Here is a 20,038-nt window from a genome sequence, read left to right on the forward strand (position 1 = left end):
CTCCGGGTCTCACGTGGCTCGCCCTGGCACCCGCTGTTCGTGGGGGCGTGAATAGCGACCGCTGTCACAACCCTCTTGGCCTCACGTCTTCGCGTCGGCCAGCGGCAGCTCGAGCTGTCGCGCCAGCGCCAGAACGATCTGCTCCGCCGCGGTCGTCAGCACGGTGCCTGGTCCGAACACCGCGGCCACGCCCATCGCTCGCAGCGTCTCGTGGTCCTGCGGAGGGATCACGCCGCCGACCACGAGCATGATGTCGCCGCGGCCGAGCCGCGCCAGCGCGGCCTGCAGCTGCGGCACCAGCGTGAGGTGCCCCGCCGCCAGCGACGACACTCCGACCACGTGCACGTCGTTCTCCACCGCCTGCAGCGCCGTCTCCTCCGGCGTCTGGAACAGCGGGCCGATGTCGACATCGAAGCCCATGTCGGCGAACGCTGTGGCGATCACCTTGGCCCCGCGGTCGTGGCCGTCCTGGCCCATCTTGGCGACCAGCAGGCGCGGGCGTCGGCCCTCGTCGGCCGCGAACCTGGCCGTCAGCTCCTGCACGGCCTCGATCGTGTGCGCGTCGCTCACCGCCGAACTGTACACGCCGTGCACGCTGCGGGTCAGCGCCTGGTGTCGGCCCCACACCTGCTCGAGCGCGAGGCTGATCTCGCCGACGGTCGCCCGGGCCCGGGCCGCGGCGATCGCCAGCGCCAGCAGGTTGCCCGGCTCGCCCGCGGCGCAGCGCGTCAACGCGGCCAGCGTCACCTCCACCGCCGTGTTGTCGCGTTCGCGGCGGAGTTGCTCGAGCCGCGCCAGCTGGGCCGCGCGCACCGCCGTGTTGTCGACCTTGAGCACCTCGATCGGATCCTCGTGCGTCCGCTGGTAGCGGTTCACGCCGACCACCGTCTGCGCCTTGCTGTCGATGCGCCCCTGGGTCCGCGCGGCGGCCTCCTCGATGCGCAGCTTGGGCAGCCCCTGCTCGATCGCCCGCGCCATCCCGCCGAGCGCCTCGACCTCCTCGATCAGCGCCCACGCCTTCGCTGCCAGGTCCCAGGTCAGGCGCTCGACGTGGTAGCTGCCGCCCCACGGGTCGATCGTCCGGCCGATGCCCGTCTCCTCTTGCAAGTAGATCTGCGTGTTGCGGGCGACGCGGGCCGAGAAGTCGGTCGGCAGCGCCAGCGCCTCGTCGAACGCGTTGGTGTGCAGCGACTGCGTCCCGCCGAGCGTCGCCGCCATCGCCTCCACGCAGGTCCGCGCGACGTTGTTGTACGGGTCCTGCGCCGCCAGGCTCCACCCCGAGGTCTGGCAGTGGGTGCGCAGCGCCAGGCTCTTCGGGTTCTTCGCGCCGAAGCTCGCCACCAGCCGCGACCACAGCAGCCGCGCCGCTCGCAGCTTGGCGACCTCCATGAAGTAGTTCATGCCGACGCCCCAGAAGAAGCTGAGCCGCGGCGCGAACGCGTCGATCGCCAGCCCCGCGGCGACCCCCGTGCGCATGTACTCCACGCCGTCGGCGAGCGTGTAGGCCAGCTCGAGGTCCGCCGTCGCCCCGGCCTCCTGCATGTGATAGCCGGAGATGCTGATGCTGTTGAAGCGCGGCATGTGCTGCGCCGTGAACGAGAAGATGTCCGCGACGATCCGCATCGACGGCGCCGGCGGATAGATGTACGTGTTGCGGACCATGAACTCCTTGAGGATGTCGTTCTGGATGGTCCCGCTGAGCTGCGCCGGCGCCACGCCCTGCTCCTCCGCCGCGACGATGTAGAGCGCTAGGATCGGCAGCACCGCGCCGTTCATCGTCATCGACACGCTCATCTGGTCGAGCGGGATGCCGGCGAACAGCACGCGCATGTCGAGGATCGAGTCGATCGCCACGCCGGCCATGCCGACGTCGCCGACCACGCGCGGGTGGTCCGAGTCGTAGCCGCGGTGCGTCGCCAGGTCGAACGCGATCGACAGGCCCTTCTGCCCGGCCGCCAGGTTGCGGCGATAAAACGCGTTGCTCTCCTCGGCCGTGGAGAACCCCGCATATTGACGGATCGTCCACGGCCGCTGGGTGTACATGGTCGCGTAGGGCCCGCGCGTGTACGGCGGCAGGCCCGGCTGCGTCCGCAAGAACGCCGGGTCGATCGCCGCCAGCAGCTCGGGTCCGCGTCGCGACGCCAGCTCGATACCCTCGGGCGTATGCCACACGGGAGGCGCCTCGCAGGCGCTCGCGCTCGGGGTCGGCGTGGCGTCGTAGTCCAGCTTCGCAAAGTCGGGGAAGTCGATCATGTGCGCACCTCCAGCCGAGCCTGCAGCTCGCCGAGCAGCGCGACCGCGTCGCCGCCGAGCTGCACGAACAGGTCGACGCCCGCGGCCTGCATCGCCTCCACCAGTTCCTTCGGCCGCCCCGCGAGCAGCACCACCGCGGCCCCGGCGGCCCGCAGCGCCGGCACCAGCCGCGGCACCGCGTCGGCATACACCGCGTCGGCCGAGCAGATCACCGCGACCCGCGACCCGCTCGCCGCGAACTGCCGCGCCACCTCGTCCACGCCGAGCGCCCCCGCCGTCTCGACCGCCACGAGTCCGCCGACCGCGAAGTAGGCGCGACAGAACTCGACCCGCCCGCGCCACTGCGCCGGCTCGCCCACGGCCACCAGCGCCACCGTCTCGCCCGTCGCCCGCGCCCGCAGCCGCTCGAAGGGCTCCGACAGCCGCGCGCGCGCCAGCGCCGTCACCTGCTCGCGCGCCGGCCCCAGCCGCACCCGAACACCTGTCCCTTCGGACAGCTCACGAGCTGCATCGAGAATGTCAGCACCTGTCCCTTCAGACAGATCGTCGGTGAGTCGATCCACGATCGCCGTCGCCCCGGTGCTGCGCTCGTGCGCCGCCGCGAAGCGGCTGACCCCGACGATCGGCAAGCGCACGCTCGCGACCGCCTGGGCCTGGACCTTCGCCGTCTCGGCGGCCCAGCCCTGCACCAGCCCGGCGCGTAGCGCCGCCGCCATCCCGCCCGCGGCCTCGATCGCCTGGAAGCGGGCCCAGCCGGCGCGCGCCAGCTGGTCGCTCAGCGCCTCGACGTAGCCGGAGCCGCCGGCCGGGTCGGCCACGCGACCGAGGTGCGCCTCCTCGGCGAGCACGAGCTGGGTGTTGACGGCCATGCGCCGACCGAGCTCGCCCGGCTCGCCGAACGCCGCGTCCATCGCCGTCGTGGCGATCGAGTCGGCCCCGCCGATCGCCGCCGCAAAAGTCTCGCCGGTGCCGCGCAACAACCCCACCCATGGATCGATGGTCGTCCGCTCGCGCCACGAGCCGCGGACGTGCAGGTGCATGCGCTGGGCCGCCGCGTCGCCGCCACAGGCCGCGACGAGCCGCGCCCACGTCAGCCGGATCGCGCGCAGCTTGGCGATCTCGAGGAACAGGTCGCGCCCCACCGCCACCGCGAAGCCGAGCTGCCCGGCCGCCGCCGCCACACCCAGACCCCCCGCGACCAGCGCGCGCAGATACGCCGCCCCGGTCGCCAGCAACGCCGCGATCTGGTCGGCGCAGGTCGCCCCGGCCTCCTGATACGCGCCGACGTCGACCAGCGCCGTGCGCAGCCCCGGCGCCGCTGCCAGGGCCCAACCTGTCACATGCGACATGTCCTGCAGGGCATGTTCGATCGACCAGCCCAGCGCGCCGCGCCGCGCCAGCGCCCCGAGCGGGTCGCAGCCCAGGAGCCCCGTGAACGGCTTGGATGAGCCCGCGAGCCAGCCCGCGATCGTTCGCCCCGCGGCGCCGATCGCCAGAGTCAGCGGCGTGCCCGGCTCGATCGCCGCCCGCAGCATGCCGAGCTCGTCCGCGTCGCGCAGCACGACCCCGTGGCGGCCGACCGGCGGCGGGGCCCCGCTGACCCCGGCCGCCAGTCGCTCGTCGATCTCGATCCACGTCGCCTGTGCCCCGCGTCCACGGTCGGCGGCGATCGCCGCCGCCGCGTCCGCGACCGCCGGCTGGCGATACTCCGGGCACACCGCCCAGCTCGCGCGCGCCAGCAGCAGCTCGCGCCCCGGCAGCGCCGTCGGCTCGGCGGAGTACAGCGGCTCGATGCGTAGGCCCTCGGCGCTGCGCGTGGTCAGGCGCTCGAGCGGCGCCCCCTGCAGCTCCTTCAAGGCCTGCGCGCGCCAGGCCTCCAGCGCCTGCGCGCGCGCGGCCGACTCGGGCACACTCGCGATGATGGAAGCGTCAGGGTTCACGGCGCCGCGATGATACGCCGGCCCCGGCGATGCAGCTATAGTGCGGCCCCGCCGGGCCATGACCAACGAACCCACGCCGCCCTCCTCCACGCCTCCCTCGCCCGACGGTCGGCCGCCGCAAGCCACGGTGGTCGGTCATCCGCCGCAGCCGGGCTTCGTGCCCGCGTCGGGGCATCCGCCGCCGGGCAGCTTCGTGCCCGCGGGTGGCGGTCCAGCGCAGCCGGGAGCCTTCGTGCCGCCCGGCGGTTTCGTGCAACCCGGCAACGTCGTGCAACCCGGCAACGTCGTGCACGCCGCTCCGCAGCCCGTGTACCCGCCGCAGCCCGTGTATCCGCCGCAGCCGGCCTACTCGCCGCCCGAGCCGCGCCCGCCAGCACCTGTCCCTTCGGCCAGCAAGCCGTTTCGTCCCTCGCGCAACCCGATCGTCCGCCTGATCTTGTGGTTCACCGAGCCCTCGATGCTCAAGGGCATGGCGCTCGGCGTCGTGTTCGCGCTGGTGATCTCGGTCGCCTTCAAGCTCGAGTCGATGTGGTTCGTGGTCAGCAGCATGGTCACGCTGGTCCTGACCTGCCTGCTCGGCATTCTCATCGGCAACTACGTGTTCGAGCGCCGGCGCAAGCGCCTGCAGGCCCACGGCATGGCGATGCTGCGCGAGGCCGGCAGCGAGCTGCCCGGGCTCAGCCAGCGGCTCATGGCGATGCTGTGGAGCCGCGACCTCGCGGCCCTGCCGGAGGTGTGGGAGCACCTGCGACGGCTCCGCCCCGCCGCCGAGGAGATCGCCGGCCTCTCGGTCGCCGCGGTGTTCCGCGTCATGGCCATGAGCACCCTCTTCGCCGTGCTCGGCGGCGCGATCAGCTTCGCCGTGTTCCTCACCTCATACATGCAGGTCGAGCGGATGGACGCGCAGAACCAGCTCATCGAGCGCCAGCTCCAGCAGACCGACCGACAGATGGCGCTCGACGATCAGCAGCAGAAGATCGCCGTCGCCCTCAGCATCGCCGAGCGCCGCCAGGCCACCGCCCGCGAGATCCTCGGCGTCATCAACAGCGACCGCTCGCCCGCGCAGGACGGCAAGCGCGGGCTCAGCACGACGACCGCCAACCTCATCACGATCGCGATCTCCCAGCTGGCGCCGTACCGGGGCGTCAACGCCGACTTCGTCACCGGCGAGAACACCCTCTCCGCCGAGCTCCGCAGCCCCGAGCAGGAGCAGCTGGTCCGCTACCTCGCCGCCGCCAACGTCGACTTCAGCGACATCGACCTCTCGCCCGCTTACCTCGCGCACATCCAGATCTCCGGCGCCGACCTCTCGCGGATCCAGCTCCCGCGGGTGCGCATGCCCAGCGCCACCATGTACGACGCTCGCCTGCCCGGCGCCAACCTCGTCGGCACCGACCTGTCGCTCAGCCTGCTCGCGCGCAGCGACTTCACGGCCGCCAACATGGCGAGCGCCGTGCTCCACCGGGCCAACCTCACCGACGCCGTGCTCGCCGAGGCCAACCTCACCAACGCCGACCTCAGCGGCGCGGTCCTCAAGAAGGCCGTGTTCAAGCAGACCCAGCTCGCCGGCGCGTTGCTTCACGGCGCCAACCTGGCCCAGGCCGACCTGACCAGCGCCGACATCAGTGAGGCCGACCTCGCCCTCGCCGACCTCGAGTCCGCCACGCTGCCTGCGGTGCCGACGGTCCGCAACGCCGGCTTCTGGTGGCTCGGCGTCTATGCCCCCGAATACGCCGCCAAGCTCGGCCTGAACGACGCCGCCCAGCAGCGCAACCGCGACGCGCTCGCCCGCCTGCGCGCCGCCCCCGACGCAGCCGGCGTCACGGCGGTCGTGCAGGAGCTCAAGGCCGCTGCTCCCAGCGCGCCCAACTGATCTCAGCCGCTGCCGAGCCGCGGGAACACGCGGCGCGCGTTGGCGGTGGTCGCCGCGGCCAGCTCTACCGCCGCCTCGCCGCGGCAGGCCGCGATCGCGTGGACCACGTGCGGCAGGAAGGCCGGCTCGTTGCGCCCGTCGGCGGGCTTGGGTCGGAGGTCGCGTGGGGTCAGGAAGGGCGCGTCGGTCTCGACCAGCAGGCGCGTGCGGTCGATCTGCTTGACCAGCGCGCGCAGGTGTTGTCCGCGGCGCTCGTCGCAGATCCACCCGGTGATGCCGATGTTGTAGCCGCGGCGCAGGTACTGTTGCAGCGTCGGCGCGTCGCCGGTGAAGCAGTGCACCACGACCGTCTCGGGCGCCGGTCGCTCCGCGTCGAGCACCTCGAGGAAGGCCGCGGCCGCGTCGCGCTCGTGCAGGAACAGCGGCAGCTCCAGCTCCTTCGCCAGCGCGACCTGGCGACGAAACCACTCGACCTGGACCGGCCGCGGCGAGAAGTCGCGGTTGAAGTCGAGGCCGCACTCGCCGATCGCCACCACCGCCGGGCGCGCCGCCAGCGAGCGCAGCGCGGCGATCGTCGTGTTGTCGCAGCGGGCCGCGTCGTGCGGGTGGACGCCCGCCGTGGCGAACAGGACGCCCGGTCGCCGGCCGCTCAGGGCCAGCGCCTCCTGGCTGCCGCGCACGTTGGTGCCGGTGCAGATCATCGTGCGCACGCCGGACTTGAGGGCGCGCTCGATCACCGCCTCGCGGTCGGCCGCGAACGATCGATGGCCGAGATTCACCCCGATGTCGACGAGCTCCATGGCCGCGGCAGGATAACTCACTTGGGCCAGGACCACGAGAGCTCGCGCTCGCCGTGGGGCCATCGCTGTTGGGCGAAGGCCCCGCGGCGAGCCCTGCCGCGCGATGTCGAGGCCGTGCACACGTGACGGCGCCGGGAAAAGGTGACCGCGACGAGGGTGGGCGAAACATTCGTGCTCTACCGTTGAGCTACCGCCCCACAAGTCGATCGTGGGAATGGAGCGGCCCGGGGTCGAACCGGGATCCCGTCTGCTTAAAGATGTAGTTTCGCCCGCATTCGCGGTCAAAGTCGAAAGGTGCCACGACGAGGATTGCGGGTGACATGAACCTTGTAGTCACCCGCGCATTCGTGGCGGGTCGCGACGAGATTTCACCGGGACGCGGTATCGTGAAAGGATGTAGTCCCGGCGAGCATTCGCGGCCCAAATCAGGGCCCTCGCCCAGTGCTAGTTTACAGGGCGAGGGCGTCGATCACCCCGACCCAGTGGTCGGGGCCGAGGCCGCCGCGGGCGAACGCGGCGACCAGCTCGAAGACGGCGTCGGAGAAGCCGCCCACGTTGAGGATGTCGGGCCGGTCCGGCGCCTGCACGGTCGCCGACGGCTGGACATCGATGCACACCAGCTTGGCCCGCGGGTTGCGGGCGCGGAAGGCCTCCCACTCGCGCATCACGCCCGTGGCCCGGCCGCGACCCTTCGCGTCGATCCACGACTCGTTGTCCGAGATGAAGATCACCAGGTCGCCCCGCGCCCTGCGCTCGTTGAGGGTGCGCAGCGGCACCGAACAGTCGGTGCCGCCCGAGGGCAGGCCGGCCAGCGTGGCCGCGTTCTTCATGACGCCCTCCGCCGCCTTGAGCTCGCAGCGGAGCACGCGGTCGTGGAAGGGCAGCAGCTCGGCGTCGCGGTTGCGGCGCAGGAACGCCGCGGCGACCAGCGCCGCGACATCGATGCAGCGGACCTGCGTGGTCGCGCCCTTGCGGCGGCCCGTCACGGGCGAGTGCATCGAGCCCGAGACATCGGGCAGCAGATAGACCTTGCCGTCGATCGCCGGCACGTTGGCGATCGCCGCCTCCATGGCGTCCTGCAGCGCCTCGCGGACGATCCGCGGGAGCTTGGGGTCGGCCTGCTTGTAGGCCATGAGCAGCTGGTAGGGGAAGGCGCGGGCGCGCTGGATCTGCTCCGGCGACGCGAGGCGCTGGGCGATCTTGCGGGTCAGCTTGGGATCGTCGAAGACCTCGTGGCGCAGGAAAGTGTTGAGATTCATCCGCGTCATCTGCCACGGCGCCCGCTCGGCGATCGTTCGCCACTGGTGCTTGTCGAGCGGCCGCGCGGTCAGCAGCTGAAACGGCAGGTCCGGCGGCGTGCGCGTGCGGCCAGCCTTGAAGTCCTCGAACTCGCGGACGGCCGCCGGCAGCTCGTCCGTCGCGTGGTCGCGGCCCAGCAACCAGGCGTACAGCGCCCGGCGAGCCGGCGTGTCCGGCAGCGGGTGCACCATCTTGACGATGTCGGCCAGCGAGGGCGAGTCGCCCACGCTCGCCGCAAGCAGCTGCGCGTCGCTGCGATTCTTGAGCCAGCGCTGCACCGCCCGCTTGGGCCGCGAGCCCAGCGATCGCCGGCCGGTCGCGCCGGAGCGGACGATCTGCACGAAGTTGCGCAGCATCTTGCCGTTGTCGCAGATGCGATGAAACACGGCCTCGAACAGCGCGCCGTCGCGGGACGCCAGCACCGCCAGCAGCAGCGCCGGCGTGTCCTTCATGAAGCCCTGCTCGCGGGCGTAGACCGCCGCGCGCGCCACGAAGGGCGCCGGGGCCAGCAGCGCCAGCCGCTGCAGCTCCGCCAGCTGATCCTTCGCCGAGGCGTAGAAGGTGTTGCTGAGACAGCCGGTCGCCACGTACTGCGCCAGCGCCTGGGCGTCGCTGCGCTGGTAGGCCGCGCCGCCGGCCGCGTTGACGGCGTCCGTCGCCAGCGCGGGCCGCTTGCGCTTGAACAGGTTGGAGAAGAGGTCGACGTTGGCCATGACGGGCGCTCCAGCGAGGCGGGCCGCGACCATCGCGGCGCCGATGCCAGGTCTGGAGAGCAGATCGCGGGCCGTCGAGAACTCAGGCGACGATGCACCATAATTTCAACGACTTGGAAATGAGGCTGGCGGCCGTGCGAGGGATTTTCTGCGCCAGACATCGCCATATTTATCCAACCATCTAAGCCCGCAGAGCCCTTGGATGGGCGTGTACGCGGGTATCGACGCTGGACATGGCGCGCGAGATCGCGCGATGCATGCGTCATGCAGATCGACCACATTGGCATTGTCTCCGTCCCGGTCGCCGACCAGTCGCGCGCGCTGGCCTTCTACCGCGACGTGCTCGGCTTCGAGGTCCACCGCGACACCCCGATGGGCCCCGACATGCGGTGGATCAACGTGGGCCCGCCCGGCGCCCAGACGACCCTGACCCTGGTCACCTGGTTCGACACCATGCGCCCCGGCGGCGTGCAGGGCCTGCTGATCAACACCCGCGACATCGATAGCGACCGAACTGACGGGGGGGGAGATGAAGCAGGAACCGGGGGCCGCTAGGGTCAGGACCCCGACGGCACGGCTTCGTGCTGCGTCAGGGCCTGGCCGAGCTTGCCCTGCGGCCGCACAGGCAGCCCCTGCGCCCCGGGGATCTCCCATGCCGCAGCGCCTCAGGTCCACGTCGCCGGTGCAGCCGGCACCGAGCTTGTGTTCAAGGCGCCTCCGACCTCGCGGCGGTGGCGGGCACGAAGACGAGATACAGTGAATATGAACAGGGCCCGGATGATTTTTTCGACCCGACCAACCCCCCCCAGTCAGGGGCTTTTCTGGGACGCAAGGGCTGGGCGCCTGAACGCCAGCCGCGAACCGCGGATCCTCCGGATCTCCGCCGTGCCTCACCCGGGCAGCGGCGTCGCCCCGGTCCACTGCGCGCTCAGCTCGTAGAACCTCCGCGCCAGCTCGCCGTCACGCGCCGCCGCGTGCATCGGCGCGGGCTTGCTGCGCACATAATATCCACCGGTCGCGCTGGCCAGCGCCGGGTCCAGGCACAGCGCCACCGAGGTCGCGGCCGCGTCGGCCAGCGAATCACTGCCCTCCATCTCGAAGCCCTCGGTCAGCAGCTTGGTCGAGCTGACCCCCGGGTGCAGCGCGTTGACGGTGACGCCGCGAGCGTGCAGGCGGCGCGCGAGCTCCACCGTGAACAGCACATTGGCCAGCTTGGACATCGCATACGAGGCGTAGCTGTTGAAGGGCCCGCGCAGCAGCTGGACGTCCGCGAGGTCGATGCGGCCGCGGTTGTGGGCCATCGAGCTGACATTGACGACCCGCCGCAGCTGCGCGCCGACGCTGCTGGCGAGCACGAGGTGCGTGAGCAGGAAGGGCGCGAGGTGATTGACGGCGAGGGTCATCTCGAAGCCGTCGACGCTGAGCTCGCGCCGCTTCATGTACACGCCGGCGTTATGCAGCAGCACGTCGAGGTGAACGTCGCGGGCGGCGAGCTCGGCCGCCATGTCGCGGACGGCGGCCAGGCTGGCGAGGTCGGCGATCACGGGCTCGGGCACCGCGCCGCCGAGCGTACGCAGCTCGGCGACGGTGGCCGCCACACGCTCGGCGTTGCGGCCGTGGACAATCACGGAAGCCCCGCGGCGGGTCAGCTCGCGGGCGGTCTCGCGGCCGATGCCATCGGTGGCGCCGGTGACGAGGATGGTCGGGGCAGTGGTGCCGTGCATGACCGCAAGGTGCCGCGGATCGCCGCGCCTGTCGAGGCAGCGGCGGCGGTGTGCATGACCGCAAGGTGCCGCGGATCGCCGCGCCTGTCGAGGCAGCGGCGGCGGTGGCAGCAGGTGCCGCGGATCGCGTGCAGGCGGCGCCGCTACGAGATGGGCAGAAGTGGGGCCCACCGCGGGGGGGGGCGGATCACCACGCTGACGAAGCTGCGCGCGGACCCGCGGGTGCCGCCCGCAACGAGATCTGCCGGCGGCGGCGCTGTGCCAGCCGCGGGCCAGCCGGTAGAGCGGGGGTGCGGCGGGGGGGGGGGGCGACCCCAGGAGGCCCACCCCGGGCGAATCCCCGTGGGGGGGGGAAAGACACCCAGAGCTCATGGGCTGTACTCACCCTTGCCCTGGCGGACCAGCTCGACCTCGCCGTCGACGAAGCGCAGCACGGTCGAGGGGTCGGGCCACAGCGGACCGGCGTCGACGAGCACCGCGACCTCGCGAGCATAGCGTTGCTCGTAGAGCTCGGGCTCCTCGAGCTCCGGGACGCCGTCGTCGTATGGGGTGACCGAGCCGGTCAGCAGCGGCTCGCCGAGCTCGCCGACCAGCAGGTTGCAGATCGGGTGGTCGGGCATGCGGATGCCGACCTCGTGGTGGCGGTTGTACATGCTGCGCGGCACGTCGGACGCGGCCTTCAGGATCAGCGTGTAGGGCCCGGGCAGCAGGCGGCGGATCAGGCGAAAGTGCGAGTTGCTCATCACCCCGTAGCGACCGACCTCGGCCAGCGCCGTCACGATCATCGTCAGTGGTTTGTGCGAGCGCTCGTCGAGGCCCTTGAGCTTGCGGATCGCGGCGATGCCCTTGACGCTGGACAGCGCGCAGCCGAATGCGTAGCCGGTGTCCGTCGGGTAGACGATCACCTGACCGCGCTGGAGGGCGTCGAGCGCGGGTTGCAGCTTGCGGGGATTGGGCCGCTCGGGCTCGACGTGGACGCGCATGATCTCAGCTCTCGCGGCTCTACTGGCGATTGGTGGGCGCTACCGATGCAGGGTGGTGCCGGTCGCGCGGAGGTCGACGCAGGCCTGCTTCACGCGGGCCTGCATGCCCTTCTCGGCCGCCTTGAGGTAGCCGCGCGGGTCGTAGTGCTTCTTGTTGCCGACCTCGCCGTCGATGCGCAGCACGCCGTCGTAGTTCTTGTACATATGATCGGCGATCGGGCGGGTGTACGCATATTGCGTGTCGGTGTCGACGTTCATCTTGATGACGCCGTACTCGAGGGTCTCGTGGATGTCGGCGAGCTCCGAGCCGGAGCCGCCGTGGAACACGAGGTCGAAGCGGGCGCCGGCGCCGAGCGCCTGCTCGACCGCGCGCTGCCCGTCGCGCAAGATCGTCGGCTTGAGCTTGACGTTGCCGGGCTTGTACACCCCGTGCACGTTGCCGAAGGTGGCGGCGAACATGTAGCGCCCGCCCTTGACCTCGCCGAGCGCGCGGGCCACCGCGACCATGTCCTCGGGCGTTGTATAAAGCTTCTCGGCCGGCGCGCCCTCGTGGTTGACGCCGTCCTCCTCGCCGCCGACGACCCCGGCCTCGACCTCGAGGATGAGCTCCAGCTCGGCGCACTCGGCCAGCAGCTGGCGGGCGAGCTTCATGTTCTCAGCCAGCGGCAGCTCGGAGCCGTCGAACATGTGCGACGAAAACAGGTTCGGCTGACCGGCGGCCCGGCGGCGCCTGGTCTCGGCCAGCAGCGGGCGCATGAACTTGTCGAGCTTGTCAGCCGGGCAATGATCGGTGTGGATCGCCACGTTGATCGGGTAGCGAGCGGCGACGCGGTGGATGTACTCCGCGAGGGCGATCGCGCCGAGGGCCATATCCTTCACGAACTGGCCCGACGCGAACTCGCCGCCGCCGGTGCTGACCTGCAGGATGCCGTCGCACTTCGCCTCGGCGAAGGCCGCCAGCGCCGCGTTGATCGTGCTGGACGAGGTGATGTTGATCGCCGGGTACGCGAACTTGTGCGTCCGGGCGTGGGCGAGCATGTTGCAGTACGTTGCGTGGTCGGCGACGGGCATCGAGGGTCCCCCTGGCGCGGCAAGGGGTATCACAGGCGCGACGCGAGGTCACGCGGGGCCGGGCGCGCCCAGTGAGGCACGTTGGGCACGTCGGGCGCGCCAGCGGGTCAGCAGCCAGTGCACCGCGAGCAGGGCCAGGATGATCGCGTAGGGGTCGTACGGCGTGCGCAGGCGGACGTCGCCGAAGAACACCGCCGCGAGCAGCATCGAGTTGAACAGGCATAGCGCCAGCACGGCCGTCGCCGGCGTGCGGCGCAGGCGCGCCAGCCCGAGCCCGACGCCGAGCAGCGAGGGCACCAGCACGAAGATCTGGAAACCGTAGCGAAACACCTCCGAGGGCGGCAAGAAGTACTGCCGGTTCTTGGCGTTGTCGGGCCACTGCCGCGAGATGAACCACTGCAGCAGCAGGTTGACGACCGAGTACTGCAGCTGCCCGATCAGGCCGGTGCGGCGGTAGCACTCGCGCCGCAGATCGCGGTGGATCCACGGGTCGCCGATGTAACCGACGAAGCGGATCGTCTCGCCCTCCATCGCCGGATTGAGCGCGAGCGGGTGGCCCGGCGGGAAGGTGACCTGCAGGGTGCGGTAGCTCGGCAAGCTCACGCGTCGACCGTCGTTGGTGTTGTTGGCCCGCGCGCTGCGGTCGAGGTCCGCCTTCTTCTTGAACGCCTGGGTCACGATGTTGTGACAGCGCCCGGCGGTGAGGTTCATGTTGGCGTTCTCGGCGATGCCGTCCCAGCGCCCGGTGTGGCTGTGGTAGCGCCACACGCTGAACGCCAGCGCTGCGATCAACGGCAGCCCGACGCCGACCAGCTGACGCAGGCGCACCCACGGCAGCCCGCGCACGTTCACCAGCCACAGCCCGAACACCAGCACGAAGAACAGCGCCGACTGCGGGCGCAGCATGAAGCACAGCGCCGAGGCGACCCCCGCCGCCCACGCCATCTTGCCCTCCTGTACCACCCGCACCAGCCAGTACGCCGACAGCAGCTGCGCGCACAGGAAGGGCGTCTCCGACAGGAAGAAGCCGGTGGTCGACAGGTTCGGATACCAGACCAGCGCGAGCACCCCGGCGATCGCGGCGAGGCGCGCCGTCGGCAGCACACGGCAGGCGAGCAGGTAGGTCAGTGGCACCGCCGCCGCCCCGAGCAGACCCCACACCACCGCGGCCGCCCGGTACGGCGCGCCCGGCCCGAAGATCTTGAACACCCCCGCGAGCAGGTAGTGCGTGCCGAAGGCCTGCCACGCCAGGTCGCGGACGCCGCTGCGCGGGCCGTGCACCGCGAGGTCGGTGGCCCGTTTCACATACATGTTCATGTCGCTGAACACGTAGTTGCCCGGCGGGTGGACCACGAGCACCCAGACCAGGCGGGTCAGCAGCGCGAGCGCCGTCAGCCACAGCAGCCAGCGGCGCGAGGGCACGACGCCGGGACGCGGCACCGCCACGGCGGGCACGCTCGAGGAGGGGTCCGGGGTCGACACGGGCCGGGAGGGTAGACGACCCGCGCCGCGCCGGGGAGGGGCTCCTGGTTTCTCTCGCGGCGGGGTAGAAATGCCGCATGTCCGTGTACCCGCCGATCGAGGGGTCCGAGGTCTTCATCGCGCGTCGGCGACGCCTGATGGCGGCGCTCGGCGAGCTGCCGGTGGCCCTGTTCGCTGGTGACCCGAGCCCGCGCAACTACGCCGCCAACGTCCACCCCTACCGCGCGCACAGCCACTTCCTGTACCTCACGGGCACCGCCTGGCCGGGCGCGGTGCTGCTGGGCGAGGGCGACGAGTGGGAGATCTTCGCCACCCCGCCGGCCCCCGACGACGCCCTGTGGCTCGGCGCCTCCGCGACCTGGGACACCCTCGCCGCGGCGATCGGCGTCCAGGCGATCCGCCCGCTCGCCGAGCTGGCCGACGCGATCGTCGCCCACGGCGGCGCCGCGGCGCTCGCCACTCTCCCCGCCATCCACCCGCGCAGCCGGGCCCAGCAGGCCGCCCTGTTCGCCCGCCCCTGGGGCCTGCACGACGAGTCGCTGCACGGCGCCGTCCCGCTGAGCGAGCCGGACAGCGCGCTCGCCGAGGCCATGATCAGCGTGCGCCTGAGCCACGACGCCGCCGCCCTCGCGCACATCCGCGGCGCCATCCAGATCACACACCGCGGCCACCTCGCTGGCATGGCGCTCACCTCCCCTGGCCGCCGCGAGTGCGAGGTCCGGGCCGCGATCGAGCGCGAGTTCACGGCCCACGGCGCCGTCCCGGCCTACGGCAGCATCGTCTCGGTCGCCGGCGAGATCCTGCACAACGAGCACAGCCACCAGCACATGCGCGCCGGAGATCTCCTGCTCGTCGACGCCGGCGCCGAGCTGCACGGCTGGGCCAGCGACGTGACCCGCACCTGGCCCGTCTCCGGCAAGTTCAGCCCGACCCAACGTGCCATGTACGACATTGTCCTACAAGCCAACATCGACGCCATCGACCAGGTCCGGCCCGGGGTGCGCTACCGCGACGTGCATCTGCAAGCTTGCCGCACGCTCACGCGGGGCCTGGTCGACGAGGGCATCCTGCGGGGCGACATCGACAACCTGGTCGAGCGGGGTGCCCACGCCCTGTTCTTCCCGCACGGCGTCGGCCACCTGCTCGGGCTCGACGTGCACGACATGGAAGATCTCGGCGACCGGGCCGGCTATGGGCCTGGACGGGTGCGCAGCCAGCAGTTCGGCCTCGGCTACCTGCGCCTCGACCGCGACCTCGCGGTCGACATGGTCGTCACGATCGAGCCGGGCTTTTACCTCGTGCCCGCGATCTTGCAGGACCCGTCCCTGTGCGGGCCCTTCGATCGCGACGGGACCCTCCAGCGCGAGCGCCTCGCCGCCTTCGCGGACGTGCGGGGCATCCGCATCGAGGACGACGTACGCTGCACCTCCGGCGCCCCCGAGGTCCTGAGCGCCGAGATCCCGAAGGCCGCCCAGGCCGTGATGGATTGCGTGAGTGCCTGAGCGGCGGCTCGCCCGAGCGGTTGCCATTGGCGGCCCCGAGCGGCCCCGCCCGGCCCCGGCCAGACCCCGGCCAGACCCCGCGGCTTCCTGGTAAAGCGCCGGACGCTCATGGTACCCTGGCCCCGCGACCTGCCCTGGCGGGTGGCATGACCTTCAACATGACCAGGCGTGATGGCCAGGAGGCCAGACGCCGCTTGGAGTCGACGATGAACTTCCGCCTCATGCTCCTGACCTCTGGGCTCCTCACCGGCACCGTGCTGGGCGGCTGTAGCCGCGAAGAGCTGGCACCCTGGTTCCCGCAGGATATCCAGATCGTCTGCAAGGACGTCCCGTCGGCGGTCCTCGGCCAGCCCTACACCTTCGACCTGAAAGTCACCGGCGGCGTGGCGCCGCTCATGTTCGAGGCGACGGGCCTGCCGATGGGCCTCACGATCGACGACAACGGCGTCATCACCGGCACGCCCACCGAAGAGGGCATGTTCAAGTTCACGATCACGGTCACCGATGGCGACGGCAACGTCCGCGTCTTCGAGACCTGCGGCGAGCTCACCGTCAACCCGCCGGACCAGCCGATGATCGACTGCGTCGACGACTCGGGCAGCGCCCCGGACGGCTTCGTCGGCATCACCTACGCCGACTTCCAGGTCACCGCGCCCGGCGGCGTCGTGCCCTACGCCTGGTCCTACAAGAACCTCCCGCCCGGCCTCGTGTTCACGCCCGACGCCGCCAACGGCACCTCGGCCACCATCAGCGGCACGCCCACCACCAAGGGCACCTACGCCCTCGAGATCACGATCGTCGACGGCAGCGGCGTCGAGACCACCGTGAGCTGCGGCGACCTCATCATCAGCGACCCGCTCTCCGTCGACACCGACGAGCTGCTCAAGGTCTTCCCCGACGGCTGCGTGCCCCTCGGCATCACCCTCAAGCAGCTGCAGGACGACAAGATCATCTTCGGCGGCGACGGCAGCCCGATCGCCTGCGCCTTCGTCCCCGGCCGCGGCAACGGCAACAAGAAGTGGGACGGCGTCACCGACTCGCAGCCCCCAGGCCTCACCCTCGACGCCGCCAGCTGCGCCTGGGGCGGCAAGGTCAGCACCAACCTGCCCTTCGGCATCTACGCCTGGATCACCACCTTCACGCAGACCAGCCTCAAGGCCTACGTGCCCTACTGCGCCCCGCAGGACGTCCAGGCCCCCACCGCCTACGACGTCATGCGCGAGGACACCGGCAACCTCGCCAGCTTCAAGCCTGGCGTCGTCGTCCTCAATCCTGGCCAGGGCATCACCTACGGCAGCGACGTCCCGGACCCCAAGGTCACCGTCACCGACACCGTCAACGCCTGCCCCGGCAACACCTGCTTCTACGCCTTCGTGTTCGCCTACAACACGCTGTCGCAGATGGCCTCGGTGAGCGCCAGCCCGAACAGCAAGTTCCCGGCCCAAGGCTTCGACGGCTTCACCCACGCGCTCCGCATCACCGACGTCGCCATCGATAGCTTCCGCGGCCGCGCCTTCGTCGCCAACATCCAGTTCGACTACTGCATCGCCTCGAACGGCGACGACTGCGGCAACAACGAGATGGACTCGGCCAAGCGCGCCGATCTGGTCCGCAAGAACGGCGGCGGCAGCAACTACTACTTCAGCCTGGTCGCCCTGCCGGCCAACTGAGACGTCCCCTCCGCAATCCCGATCCACCCCTCCTCCGTCGCCAGCGAAGCATCGCAGCTTGAGCAATCAAGACAGCCGCGGAGGAGGAGCCGCCAGCCTGAGAGACCGCCGGGTCGCCCGGGTGATCGACCGCGAGATCGCACCGATCTGGCACGACCGCTTCGCGCGACTCATCGTCCGCAACCTCCCGGGCGCCAGCGATGTCATCGCCCTCGACATCCACTGCGGCGTCGGGCGCACCACCGCCGAGCTGCTCGCGCGGCTGGGCCCCGCCGCCCGCGTCCTCGCCATCGAACCTGATGACACGCTCATCGAGATGGCGAAGACGCGGATGCGTCCCGAGTGGAAGAACCGGGTCTACCTCAAGCCCGGAAACTTCGACGACGTCGCGGCGATGGCCGATGACAGCTACAACCTGGTCGTCGCCAACCTCGTGCTCGGCGACACCGGCGACATCGGCACCGCGCTCGCCGAGATGGTCCGCGTCAACCGGATCGGCGGAAGGATCCTCGCCACCCTGCCGCTGGCAGAGTCGTGGCACGAGGTCGAGGATATCTTCGCCGAGGTCCTGCGCGACGCGGGCCTCACCGCCGCGGTGCGCCGGCTCGAGCGCCTGCGAGAGCTGCGTCCGACCGGCGCCCAGCTCGCGCAGATCGTCCGCCGCCTAGGCGTCGCCGAGGACGACTTCGTCATCGAACAAGAGCGCTTCCAGATGCTCTTCCCCAGCGGCCGCGAGTTCCTGTTCGCCCCGGTGGTCGAGCACGGTCCGCTGCGCCTGTGGAAGGCCGTGATCGGCAAGGACGGCAGCCCCCAGGAGCTGTTCTGGCGCCTCAAGGAGGCGATCGACACCTACTACACCGGCCACGTCCTGGCCGTGAACGTGATCGCCGGCCTGATGAACATCCACGTGGCCAAGGGCACCGAGAGCCCCGGCCCGCGCCTGGCGGCCCGCTACTGGCGGCACTACCCCGGCCTCGACGCGCTGTGGGGCGGGCTCGCGGCCGGCTACGTGCGGGTCTCCGAGCCGAGCCTCCCGCCATTCGGCGACGTCGAGTTCGACTTCGACATCCAGATCGACGAGGGCGAGGCCCGTCGCACCGGCGCCCAGAAGCCCGTCACCACCTCGATCCCGATCATCACCGACGATCTCTACGACCCCGAGCCGACCTCGACCGCGCCGGCGATCGTGGCGACCCCGGTCAAGCCGATCCGCGCCGAGGCCGGCAGCGCTCGCCGCAGCGCCGAGCCGGCGCGGGCCCTGAGCGCCCTCAAGAAGCCACCCGCGCCGCAGCCCCGCCCGCCCGTCGCCGAGGACGACTTCTCCGACATCAACGACCTGCCCGACCCGACCGCAACCTTCCGCGTGAAGGACGTTCAGGCCGCTCCGCCCGCTCCGCCCGCTCCGCCCGCTCCGCCCGACGAGCCCGACGAGCCCGAGGACGCCACGGACCCGACCTCCACCTTCAATGCCGACGACCTACGCGCGGCTCGCCTGTCGCAGCCGCACCTCGCCGCCCGCACCTCGCCGGAGCCCGACGAGCCAACCCCGATCGCGGCGGCGGCGGAGCCGGAAGCGACCGAGTCCGAGACAACACAGCCGGAAGCGACGGGGCCTGAGACAACAGAGCTCGCAGCGATGGGGCCGACAACACCGCCGGCGCCGGACGAGTCGGAGCCCACACCCGAAGCCAACAGCGAGCTCCCCCGCCTTCCCGTCCGCTCGCCTCTCCAAGACGGGGGCACGCTCCGCCGGGCCCCCGAACCCTCGCCCCTGCCCGCCTTCCGGCCGCCGACCAGTGAGAGCGGCAAGTTCCAGCCGCCGACGGCCGCCGAACCCGCGGCGCGGCCACCAAACAACGAGAGCGGCAAGTTCCAGCCGCCGACGGCCGCCGAACCCGCGGCGCCGCCAACCTTCCGGCCGCCGCCCACGAGCGAGAGCGGCAAGTTTCAGCCGCCGATGACCGCCGAACCCGCGACGCTGCCGACCTTCCGGCCGCCGCCCACGAGCGAGAGCGGCAAGTTTCAGCCGCCGACGACCGCCGAACCCGCGGCGCTGCCGACCTTCCGGCCGCCCACGAGCGAGAGCGGCAAGTTCCAGCCGCCCACGGCCGAAGCCACGGCCGCAGAGCCCGCGCGTCGCCCCTCGGAGTCGAGTGGCCTGACCCCACGGCCGCCGTCCTCGGAGTCGAGCGGCCTGACCCCGCGGCCGCCGTCCTCGGAGTCGAGCGGCTTCACCCCGCGGCCGCCGTCCTCGGAGTCGAGCGGCCTCACCCCGCGCCCCAGCTTCCTGCGTCCGTCCCGGTCCGGCGACGCAGTGACGACCACCGGCTCTTTCAACGTCTTCGCCCCGCCCAAGCCTCGCCTGTCCGAAGAGACAGCCGAGAAGGACGGCGAGGCTGAGCCCATCGCCGCGGAAGTGATCGCGGGCAGCGAGCCCACGCCCGCGTTGGTTCCCGAGCCCGGGCTCACGTCGGCTCCCGAGCCCACGTCGGCGCCGAGCCTCAGCGCCGCGCTGGCCGACCTCACAGTCCCGGCCGATGTGCCCGCCGCGGACGCCGAGGAGCTCGACGAGCTCGAGGACGCCGAGGCGCTCGAGGACGACGAGCCCGTGGCCGCCCGCCCCGCCGCTGCCCCGCCGCCGCGCCCGAAGGCCCCGCCACCGCCGCCGAGCGGCGTCTTCAAGCCGCGCGCGCTGCTCCCGATCGTTCCGCCGAAGAAGAAGTGAGCG

General features: G+C 71.5%; 13 protein-coding genes. 5 read left to right on the forward strand and 8 right to left on the reverse strand.

The genetic code is table 11. The annotated features are described in order from the left end of the window. Positions 1-81: 81 nt before the first annotated feature. Positions 82-2,253: a methylmalonyl-CoA mutase gene (gene scpA, locus IPJ59_RS06010; RefSeq protein ID WP_293270128.1), complete on the reverse strand. Its 2,172-nt coding sequence runs from the start codon at positions 2,251-2,253 to the stop codon at positions 82-84. After that, the gene (locus tag IPJ59_RS06015; RefSeq protein ID WP_293270130.1) at positions 2,250-4,193 is read right to left on the reverse strand and encodes a methylmalonyl-CoA mutase family protein; all 1,944 of its coding nucleotides are present in this window, start codon (positions 4,191-4,193) and stop codon (positions 2,250-2,252) included. The genes scpA and IPJ59_RS06015 overlap by 4 nt, the downstream gene beginning before the upstream one ends. Positions 4,194-4,251: 58 nt before the next feature. Between IPJ59_RS06015 and IPJ59_RS06020 the strand changes: the two genes are divergently transcribed. After that, complete coding sequence (locus IPJ59_RS06020) at positions 4,252-6,066, forward strand: pentapeptide repeat-containing protein (RefSeq protein ID WP_293270132.1); 1,815 nt, start codon at positions 4,252-4,254, stop codon at positions 6,064-6,066. A gap of 2 nt (positions 6,067-6,068) precedes the next feature. Here IPJ59_RS06020 and IPJ59_RS06025 read toward each other — a convergent pair whose 3' ends face one another. Then, positions 6,069-6,866: a TatD family hydrolase gene (locus IPJ59_RS06025; protein WP_293249054.1), complete on the reverse strand. Its 798-nt coding sequence runs from the start codon at positions 6,864-6,866 to the stop codon at positions 6,069-6,071. A 449-nt stretch (positions 6,867-7,315) separates the two neighbouring features. After that, entirely contained in the window at positions 7,316-8,878 is a 1,563-nt protein-coding gene (locus IPJ59_RS06030; protein ID WP_293270134.1) for a TROVE domain-containing protein, read from the reverse strand. A 264-nt stretch (positions 8,879-9,142) separates the two neighbouring features. Between IPJ59_RS06030 and IPJ59_RS06035 the strand changes: the two genes are divergently transcribed. Then, positions 9,143-9,433 carry a VOC family protein gene (locus IPJ59_RS06035; RefSeq protein ID WP_293270135.1) on the forward strand — a complete coding sequence of 97 codons (291 nt, stop codon included), beginning with the start codon at positions 9,143-9,145 and terminating at the stop codon, positions 9,431-9,433. A 335-nt stretch (positions 9,434-9,768) separates the two neighbouring features. On the opposite strand, the gene IPJ59_RS06040 is transcribed toward IPJ59_RS06035, so the two are convergent. The 4 genes from IPJ59_RS06040 to IPJ59_RS06055 form a co-directional block, all read right to left on the reverse strand. Next, positions 9,769-10,602: an SDR family NAD(P)-dependent oxidoreductase gene (locus IPJ59_RS06040; RefSeq protein WP_293270137.1), complete on the reverse strand. Its 834-nt coding sequence runs from the start codon at positions 10,600-10,602 to the stop codon at positions 9,769-9,771. Positions 10,603-10,970: 368 nt separating this feature from the next. Continuing rightward, entirely contained in the window at positions 10,971-11,585 is a 615-nt protein-coding gene (locus tag IPJ59_RS06045) for an L-threonylcarbamoyladenylate synthase (RefSeq protein WP_293249034.1), read from the reverse strand. A 39-nt stretch (positions 11,586-11,624) separates the two neighbouring features. After that, positions 11,625-12,656, reverse strand: coding sequence for a class II fructose-bisphosphate aldolase (gene fbaA / locus IPJ59_RS06050; protein WP_293270139.1), 1,032 nt, complete (start codon positions 12,654-12,656; stop codon positions 11,625-11,627). Positions 12,657-12,704: 48 nt separating this feature from the next. Next, positions 12,705-14,138, reverse strand: coding sequence for a glycosyltransferase family protein (locus IPJ59_RS06055; protein WP_293270141.1), 1,434 nt, complete (start codon positions 14,136-14,138; stop codon positions 12,705-12,707). 77 nt (positions 14,139-14,215) lie between these two features. Between IPJ59_RS06055 and IPJ59_RS06060 the strand changes: the two genes are divergently transcribed. From IPJ59_RS06060 to IPJ59_RS06070, 3 genes are all read left to right on the forward strand, one after another. Further along, positions 14,216-15,640: an aminopeptidase P family protein gene (locus IPJ59_RS06060; RefSeq protein ID WP_293270143.1), complete on the forward strand. Its 1,425-nt coding sequence runs from the start codon at positions 14,216-14,218 to the stop codon at positions 15,638-15,640. A gap of 206 nt (positions 15,641-15,846) precedes the next feature. Next, a complete protein-coding gene (locus IPJ59_RS06065; protein ID WP_293249022.1) occupies positions 15,847-17,310 on the forward strand; it encodes an Ig domain-containing protein in 1,464 nt (487 codons plus the stop codon). Between the two features lie 58 nt (positions 17,311-17,368). Beyond that, complete coding sequence (locus tag IPJ59_RS06070; RefSeq protein WP_293270145.1) at positions 17,369-20,035, forward strand: methyltransferase domain-containing protein; 2,667 nt, start codon at positions 17,369-17,371, stop codon at positions 20,033-20,035. Positions 20,036-20,038: the final 3 nt, after the last annotated feature.

The sequence above is a fragment of the Nannocystis sp. genome (assembly GCF_016714285.1).
In the GTDB taxonomy this organism is placed as follows: domain Bacteria; phylum Myxococcota_A; class Polyangia; order Nannocystales; family Nannocystaceae; genus Nannocystis.

Coding starts and splice junctions, on each gene's coding strand:
- scpA (WP_293270128.1), bottom strand. CDS start 2,253: ATGATCGACTTCCCCGACTTTGCGAAGCTGGACTACGACGCCACGCCG.
- IPJ59_RS06020 (WP_293270132.1), top strand. CDS start 4,252: ATGACCAACGAACCCACGCCGCCCTCCTCCACGCCTCCCTCGCCCGAC.
- IPJ59_RS06025 (WP_293249054.1), bottom strand. CDS start 6,866: ATGGAGCTCGTCGACATCGGGGTGAATCTCGGCCATCGATCGTTCGCG.
- IPJ59_RS06030 (WP_293270134.1), bottom strand. CDS start 8,878: ATGGCCAACGTCGACCTCTTCTCCAACCTGTTCAAGCGCAAGCGGCCC.
- IPJ59_RS06035 (WP_293270135.1), top strand. CDS start 9,143: ATGCAGATCGACCACATTGGCATTGTCTCCGTCCCGGTCGCCGACCAG.
- IPJ59_RS06040 (WP_293270137.1), bottom strand. CDS start 10,602: ATGCACGGCACCACTGCCCCGACCATCCTCGTCACCGGCGCCACCGAT.
- IPJ59_RS06045 (WP_293249034.1), bottom strand. CDS start 11,585: ATGCGCGTCCACGTCGAGCCCGAGCGGCCCAATCCCCGCAAGCTGCAA.
- fbaA (WP_293270139.1), bottom strand. CDS start 12,656: ATGCCCGTCGCCGACCACGCAACGTACTGCAACATGCTCGCCCACGCC.
- IPJ59_RS06060 (WP_293270143.1), top strand. CDS start 14,216: ATGTCCGTGTACCCGCCGATCGAGGGGTCCGAGGTCTTCATCGCGCGT.
- IPJ59_RS06065 (WP_293249022.1), top strand. CDS start 15,847: ATGAACTTCCGCCTCATGCTCCTGACCTCTGGGCTCCTCACCGGCACC.